Source organism: Saccharomonospora saliphila YIM 90502 (genome assembly GCF_000383795.1).
GTDB lineage: Bacteria > Actinomycetota > Actinomycetes > Mycobacteriales > Pseudonocardiaceae > Saccharomonospora > Saccharomonospora saliphila.
Genome location: NZ_KB912602.1, coordinates 5,823 through 12,725 on the forward strand (window position 1 = coordinate 5,823; position 6,903 = coordinate 12,725).

A 6,903-nucleotide genomic window follows, 5' to 3' on the forward strand; every position below is an offset into this window, starting at 1 on the left:
GGCGGGGCAGCGCCGGGCGGACGGCACTGCCCCCGGGTCAGCGCAGCGGCATGCGCACCATCAACGCAGCAGCTTGCGCACCACGAGCACGGCCACCAGCACACCCGCGCCGACGAGCGGGTAGCGGACCTTCGGTTCGTCGAGCTTGCTCCGGACACCCGCCCGAGCGGAGTCCGCGAGCTTCTGCGGGTTCGCCTTCTCCCCGATCCGGTCCAGGGTCGTCGCGAGCTGCTGCCTGGCCTTCTCGATGTCGCGTTCGATCGTCTCCGGGTCGCGCGCCACGTGTCCTCCTCGCCAGCGTCCTGTCCGCAGGCTGTCACGGTAGTTCACAGCGGCCCCGACCGCCGCACCGGCCACGCCGTCCCCGGAGGGTCGGCGCTAAGCTACGTGCGTACCGGGCCCGTAGCCCAATTGGCAGAGGCACACGGTTTAGGTCCGTGCCAGTGTGGGTTCGAGTCCCACCGGGCCCACCGAACTCGCGCGAAACATCGTCCTTCGAGGCCCTGACCGGCGATCCGTCGCTGGGTCAGGGCCTTGTTCGTCGCCGCTGTCGTCACTGCCCCTCGGCTGTCCGGTCCGCGCGGGACGGGGGATGCGGAGGACGGCGACGAGGCTTCCGGGCGCCGGTGATCGTGATGGCGACGGCCGCGGCGAGTCGCTCATCGTCGGCGACCGCGGACTTGTGGTGCGGCGATGGACCCGGTACACGTTCGGATGATCTGGATCGCCCGATGCGATAGCATCACGGCGCCGCGGCCACTGTCGGTGCCCGTCCGACTACGAACACACCCAGGTGGATGTGCTCTTCCCCAATACTCTGCCTGTGCCAGAAAGGATTTGATGTCTGCCTTGGAACCGCCGGACGCGTCTACGGAGCCGCGCGGGCTGCCGTTGGGGCTGCCGCATCGGCAGAACCCGGACGGTGGCATCCCCGCGTATGTCGACATCGGCGAGAAGGTTCGCTCCCAGCTGGCTGCGACGACATTCGCCGCCTTGGCCTCGGTCGTCGTCCTCGCCGCGGGCGGTGCGGTCATGGCCGGCCAGGCGTGGCTGTCAGTAGCTCAGGCTTCGGTCGTCGTCGCCACCGGCTCCGTTCTGCTGACACTCGCCGCGCTGGGTCGGGCCTACTTCGTCTCCCACGCGATCCGTCCCGTACGGATCGGGCCCGGCCCGGCGCCGGCCGGACGCGTGGACGAGCACCCCGCGATACGGGAAGCGGCGCCGGACGGCACGCCGGTATCGCCACCGCCCCCGGCGCCGCCGACGAACGCGACCGAAACCCACTTCGGACAGAGCCCCGACCCCCGGCAGGCCACCACCGCCGGTCACGACACCGCCCCCGGTCACGACAACACCCCCGGTCACGACACCGCCCAGGGCCATGACACCGCCCCGGGTCACGACACCGGCCGTCACGACACCGACGGGGGCGGGGACACCGGACCCGAACTGCGGCGTGAGGTCTTCGGCAAGCTCGCCTACCGGCTCCAGTCGCTGGTCAATCGACTGATTCACCGGATCGACAAGGTCGAGCAGGAGATCGAAGACCCGGAGCTGCTCAAGTCGCTGTATGCCATCGACCACCTCGCGACCCGTATCCGGCGACAGATCGAGAATCTCGCCGTGCTGGGTGGCGAGGCTCCGCAACGCCGGTCGGACATCCCGGTGGAGGTCAACGCGGTGCTGCGTGCCGCCGTGGCCGAGATCGAGCACTACACCCAGGTCACGACCGTGCCGATCCGCGAGGTGCGCATCCGCGGCCATGTGGTCGCCGAGATCATCCACCTCCTGGCGGAGTTGCTGGAGAACGCGACCACCTTCACCACCCCGGGGGCTCCGAAGGTCATGCTTCGCGCGCATCCCGTGACGGCAGGACTCGCCATCCAAGTACAGGACCGCGGCATCGGGCTGTCCACCGAAGCCATCGCCCGGATCAACCGGCTGCTGGACGGCTCGACCCAGGTGGACGTCGGCCAGCTGCTCCAGGACGGCCGGATCGGACTGGCTGTGGTGAAGATTCTCGCTCAACGGCACGGCATCGGTGCCGAGCTCCAACCCAACATCTTCGGCGGCACGGACACGTCCATTGTGGTCCCTCACGAGTTGCTGAGCGAGCGGGACGACCAGGACCCGTCGCCGCGCGCGGTGCCGCCGGTGTCCTCCGGCGAGCCACCCGCCTCGATACCATCCGGTCCGTCCGGGGTGGACGTGAACACCTCGCCACCCACGTCCGCGCCAATGGGGACACCACCCGCGTCCCCGCCGATGGCGACACCACCCGCGTCCCCGCCGATGGCGACACCGCCCGCGTCCAGTGCCCCGGCCACGCCGGCACGTCAGCCCGCACCTCACCCACACCCCTCCCCACACGGTTCCGGGGAAGGGCAGTCGCACGACGCGTCACCGGCGCCCGTCCCGGCGGCCGGACACGTGCCACCCCGCGGGGAGGGACCGACACCGGAGAGCACGGGCAACGGACTTCTCCCCGACGAACCGGGCCGGCACCGCGACCAGCGGCAGGGCGACGACGGATCGCTGGAGGCACTACCGGTGCGCAAGCGTGGGGAAACCCTCGCGAGGCTCCGGTCCGACGCTGACGACGGCACGGTCGCCGACGAGGACGACAACGGCATCGGCGGTCCGGCCGCGCACACCCCCCACCACGGCCCGGCTTCCGGGAACCGGCCCGATCGTCCGGAACTCCCCCAGCGTCGCGGCTCGTACATGAGGGAGGAACTCCGCGAGCCACCGGAGCCGACGCGGTCGCTCCCGGGCCACAACCCCACGCTGATGGCCTCCATTTTGGAAGGCCGCGGTCGCGCCGAGCAGGCGCAGCCCGAGACACCGGAGTCTCAACCAACCCAGGCAACGCAGCAGCCCCAGGCAACGCAGCCACCCCAGGCAACTCAGCACCCGCACGCATGGAACACCGAAGGGGATTCCACCTCATGGCCGACATGACTTTACTACTCAGCCGGCTTGTCGACGCCGTTCCCGGAGCACGCAGCGCGGTCCTGCTTTCGGTCGATGGTCTGCCCAAGTACTGGGTCGGGATGGACGACAGCGACAAGGACACCCTCGCTGCGCTCGCCAGCAGCATGTGCTCGCTCGCGTACCAGGTCGGCACACGCTTCGGCGATTCCGGCAGCTCGGGTTTCCGCCAGGTCGTGACGGAACTCGGCGACATCATGCTGTTCGTGGCCGCGGCCTCGGCCGGCAGCGCACTGGCCGTACTGGCCAGTCGTGAGGTCGACCCCCGCGTCATGGGCTACGAGATCGAGATGCTCGTCAAGCAGGTGCCTGCTCATCTGGCCACCCCCAACAGGATGCCCGGCCCGAATGCGGGCGCCGGATCGCAGTGGGCATGATCGGTCGCGGCGACGACTCTCCGGACACGGACAACGAGCGCGTCGAGCTGTGGGTCCGTCCCTACACAGCGACCAACGGCCGTACCACGCCGAGCACGGCGCTCGATCTGATGTCGCAGGTCAAGGCGACCGGCAGAGGAGCGATCTCCGAGCAGTGGCTGGGTATCGAACACTCCGAGGCGCTGCGCTTGTGCCGCAAGCCCACCTCGGTCGCGGAGGTCTCCGCACAGCTCCGGCAACCGGTGATCGCGGCCAAGGTGCTGCTGTCGGATCTCATCCAATCAGGTGCGCTGATCGTGCGTGCCCCCACCGCCGACCATGAGTACGCAAACAGCCCGGAAGTACTGGAGGCATTGATTGCTGGCCTCAAGCGCCTATGAGGAGCAGTTCCCACTGCAACTCAAGATTCTCGTCGCGGGCGGTTTCGGCGTGGGTAAGACGACCTTCGTCGGCGCCGTGAGTGAAATCGAACCGCTGACCACCGAGGAGACCCTCACCACCGCCAGTGTCAGCGTCGACAGTTTGGCCGGCATCGAGAACAAGGCGACCACCACCGTCGCACTGGATTTCGGCCGGATCACGTTCCCGGTCGACAACCCGGCGCTGTCCTTCAGTTCCATGGTGCTCTACCTGTTCGGCACACCCGGCCAGAATCGCTTTTGGTTCATGTGGGACGAGCTCTCCCGGGGTGCCCTCGGCGCGGTGGTACTGGCCGATACCCGCCGTCTCCAGGACTGCTTCGCCGCGGTGGAGTTCTTCGAGGTGCGCGGGATCAAGTTCCTCGTCGCGGTCAACGAGTTCGAAGGCGACCAGTACCAGTACACCGATGACGAGGTGCGCACCGCGCTCGCGTTGAAGGATCACGTGCCGCTCGTCCGCTGCGACGCCCGCGATACCAAATCGACCAGCACGGTGCTGGTCACGCTGCTGCAAAACATTCTCGACACGTCCCGGCAGCGCCGGGCCCCGGCCGAGACCCTACAGCCCCACTCAGGAGCCCATCATGAACAGTGAACTGCCCATCGACCGCAATCTGCTGACCGCGCCGTTGGACCCCGAGATCGAGCAGCGGACCGACCGGCTGCGGATGCTGGATCTCGGCGACCGCCCGGTCCCGGAGTTCGACTCGGTCGCCGCGCGGCTCGCCGAGATGGCCGACGCTCCGTACGCGATGGTCAACTTCATCAGTGAGAAGCAACAGTACTTCGCCGGCCTGTACACTCCCGACACCTCCAACGCCGGCGCGCTCGATGCCGCGCAGACCGCGGCGCAAGCCTCGCCCGGCAGGGTCATGGCCCGCGACCACGGCTACTGCCCTCACGTCGTGGTGCGGCGAAAGGCGCTGATCCTCGGCGACGTGTGCGACTACCCGCGGTTCGCGGGCAACCCCGTGGTCGACGAGATCGGCATCCGCGCCTACATGGGCGTCCCGTTGATCGAAGAGGAGACCGGTTCCGCGCTGGGCACGATCTGCGCGGTCGCCTCCGAACCCCGTCCGTGGGGACGGCCGGAGCTGGACGCCCTGAAGTCGATGGCGACCGAGGTCATGCGGCTGATTCAGCGTCGCGGGTAGTGCCCCGGTGCCGCAGTGCGGCACCGCTGGCCCGGACGGTGTCGGACAACCGCACCGACCACTGACTCTGCGACCGGTCAAGCGCGGTCTCGGCCAGCCGCAGCCGCTGGACATCGGACGTGCCCGCCGGAGCGTAGATGTGGTGGGCGTCGCGGACGAAACGCTCCAGATCGCGCTCGGCGGACAGTCCGTACGCAGCGTGCACCTCCATGGCGGTGCGCGCTGCGTTCAGCGACGACTCGACGTTGACCAGCTTCGCGTTCATCAGTTCCGCGTCGCACGGAAGGCCCTGGTCCAGCAAGTGGACGGCGTGATACGCGAGGAGCCGGGCGGTCATCAGGTCCGACTGGAGCTGGCCCAGCTTCTGCTTGACCGTCGGCAACTCCCCGAGCGACCGTCCGTAGCGCTGATGCTCGGTGGCGAACCGCAGCGTCTCGTCCACGATGGCTTGATGGATTCCCAGTGACACCGCCGTCAGGTTCGGCCGGCCGTAGAGGGTGCTGGACGAGTACGCGACGCTCAGTCCGTCCCCCTCGGAGCCCAGCAGGCACTCCGCCGGAACGCGGCAGTCGTCGAACACCAGCTCACCGAAGCTGAATCCGTGCAGTCCCATGGCGGGCCCGTGGTCCGGCAGCGACAGGCCCGGCGCCGTGGACGGGACCAGGAACGCCGACAGTCCTTTCGATCCGGGGCCGGTACGGCCCACGACACCGTGCAGGTCGCCGATGTGGCTGTTGCCGACGAAAACCTTGCGTCCATTCAGCACGTAATGGTCTCCGTCGCGATGGGCGGTCATGGACATGCCCAGCACATGGCCCCCGGACTCCGGTTCCGTGACCGCGATCGTCGGCAGGCATTCTCCCCTGCTCACGGCGGGCAGCCATCGCTGTTTCCGCGCCTCATCGCCGAAGTGCAGGATCTTGGCGACACCCAGCTGGGACGCCTGAACCATCGCGCCCATCGCGCCGCTGACCCGCGCCAGCTCCTCGATGATGATCGTCTTGGCCAGGTGCCCGAGCCCCATTCCGCCGTACTCCGGTGGGATCGTCACGCCGATCCACCCTTTCTCAGCGATCAGCCGCGACACCACGTGGTCGACCGAACGGGACTGTTCCATGTTGGCCACCTGGGGCCGCACCACGGTCTCCGCGAAACCTCGGACTTCGTCGCGGAGACGATGGTGTACATTCGTCATGAAATAGCCGTCTGTCATCATTCCAGGACTCAACCGGCACTCCTGAGGCTACTCTGCTGCTGAACTCCGTCGACGGCACACATACGGGCACACGTTACGTTGACCCACGGTCACCGCGATACCGCCTTCGTAGTGATCTTGACACGCACCGGCATCGCGTTGCGTCGCCGTGGCGGCTCGGTCTCGTGGGGCGCCGCCGCCCGACCTCGGCGTCCTCGGTGTCCGCACGCAACTCACTCCCGCGCATCCTCCTCACGCGACTGTGGCGAACGCCAACCTCCCGCGCCCGTCATCGCACTCCAGGAGCGAGGCCGATGTCGTCGACCAGGACCGCTCCGCCGCGCTCGGCGTCGAACACCAGGGAAACGCTCCGGACGTCGGTGGGGTCGAAACCGGAACTCACCGGCTCGAACTTCGCCAACGCCAGCACGTGGGTGCGCAAGACGGGCTGGGTCACCGGTCCCAGGTGGAGCGCTGTGCTGCGCAGGGAGCGCGAGCCGAGCGTCAGCAGCAGCACCAGGCACGTGACCAACGTCCACAGGTAGGTCCACGGCAGGGCGGCCCACCGTCCGATCGTGACGAACGCGAGGCCGGCGAGCAGGCCCGCTCCCGCCGTCGCGACCAGGATGTCCACGCCGACGCGGGTGACCAGCGCCGAGCCGGTGCCGGGCACGTACTCGTCCCACGCACTCCAGCCGACGAGGGCAGCGGTGGCCAGCGCCAGCAGCACCGACGCGCCACGCCGACCGGGCCTCGGGCCGGGCGCG

General features: G+C 68.7%; 8 protein-coding genes and 1 tRNA gene. 6 read left to right on the forward strand and 3 right to left on the reverse strand.

Going from position 1 to position 6,903, the window contains the following annotated elements; genetic code table 11:
• Positions 1-60: 60 nt before the first annotated feature.
• Entirely contained in the window at positions 61-282 is a 222-nt protein-coding gene (locus SACSA_RS0101130) for a DUF3618 domain-containing protein (protein ID WP_019812832.1), read from the reverse strand.
• 114 nt (positions 283-396) lie between these two features.
• Between SACSA_RS0101130 and SACSA_RS0101135 the strand changes: the two genes are divergently transcribed.
• From SACSA_RS0101135 to SACSA_RS0101160, 6 genes are all read left to right on the forward strand, one after another.
• Positions 397-470, forward strand: a tRNA-Leu gene (locus tag SACSA_RS0101135).
• A gap of 370 nt (positions 471-840) precedes the next feature.
• A complete protein-coding gene (locus SACSA_RS20940) occupies positions 841-2,961 on the forward strand; it encodes a sensor histidine kinase (protein ID WP_157596554.1) in 2,121 nt (706 codons plus the stop codon).
• The gene (locus tag SACSA_RS0101145) at positions 2,949-3,368 is read left to right on the forward strand and encodes a roadblock/LC7 domain-containing protein (RefSeq protein ID WP_232212800.1); all 420 of its coding nucleotides are present in this window, start codon (positions 2,949-2,951) and stop codon (positions 3,366-3,368) included. Before SACSA_RS20940 ends, SACSA_RS0101145 begins: the two co-directional genes overlap by 13 nt.
• Entirely contained in the window at positions 3,365-3,748 is a 384-nt protein-coding gene (locus SACSA_RS0101150; RefSeq protein WP_028661417.1) for a DUF742 domain-containing protein, read from the forward strand. The genes SACSA_RS0101145 and SACSA_RS0101150 overlap by 4 nt, the downstream gene beginning before the upstream one ends.
• Positions 3,726-4,382, forward strand: a complete 657-nt coding sequence (locus SACSA_RS0101155) for a GTP-binding protein (protein ID WP_019812839.1) — start codon at positions 3,726-3,728, stop codon at positions 4,380-4,382. The genes SACSA_RS0101150 and SACSA_RS0101155 overlap by 23 nt, the downstream gene beginning before the upstream one ends.
• Complete coding sequence (locus SACSA_RS0101160) at positions 4,372-4,941, forward strand: GAF domain-containing protein (protein ID WP_019812841.1); 570 nt, start codon at positions 4,372-4,374, stop codon at positions 4,939-4,941. The genes SACSA_RS0101155 and SACSA_RS0101160 overlap by 11 nt, the downstream gene beginning before the upstream one ends.
• Here the strand turns inward: SACSA_RS0101160 and SACSA_RS0101165 are convergent.
• Complete coding sequence (locus SACSA_RS0101165) at positions 4,913-6,136, reverse strand: acyl-CoA dehydrogenase family protein (RefSeq protein WP_232212801.1); 1,224 nt, start codon at positions 6,134-6,136, stop codon at positions 4,913-4,915. The two genes, SACSA_RS0101160 and SACSA_RS0101165, sit on opposite strands and share 29 nt — an antisense overlap.
• A 289-nt stretch (positions 6,137-6,425) precedes the next feature.
• On the reverse strand, positions 6,426-6,903 hold a 478-nt coding region (locus SACSA_RS0101170), incomplete at its 5' end, for a hypothetical protein (RefSeq protein ID WP_408640262.1).

Coding starts and splice junctions, on each gene's coding strand:
- SACSA_RS20940 (WP_157596554.1), top strand. CDS start 841: ATGTCTGCCTTGGAACCGCCGGACGCGTCTACGGAGCCGCGCGGGCTG.
- SACSA_RS0101150 (WP_028661417.1), top strand. CDS start 3,365: ATGATCGGTCGCGGCGACGACTCTCCGGACACGGACAACGAGCGCGTC.
- SACSA_RS0101160 (WP_019812841.1), top strand. CDS start 4,372: ATGAACAGTGAACTGCCCATCGACCGCAATCTGCTGACCGCGCCGTTG.
- SACSA_RS0101165 (WP_232212801.1), bottom strand. CDS start 6,136: ATGACGAATGTACACCATCGTCTCCGCGACGAAGTCCGAGGTTTCGCG.
- SACSA_RS0101145 (WP_232212800.1), top strand. CDS start 2,949: ATGGCCGACATGACTTTACTACTCAGCCGGCTTGTCGACGCCGTTCCC.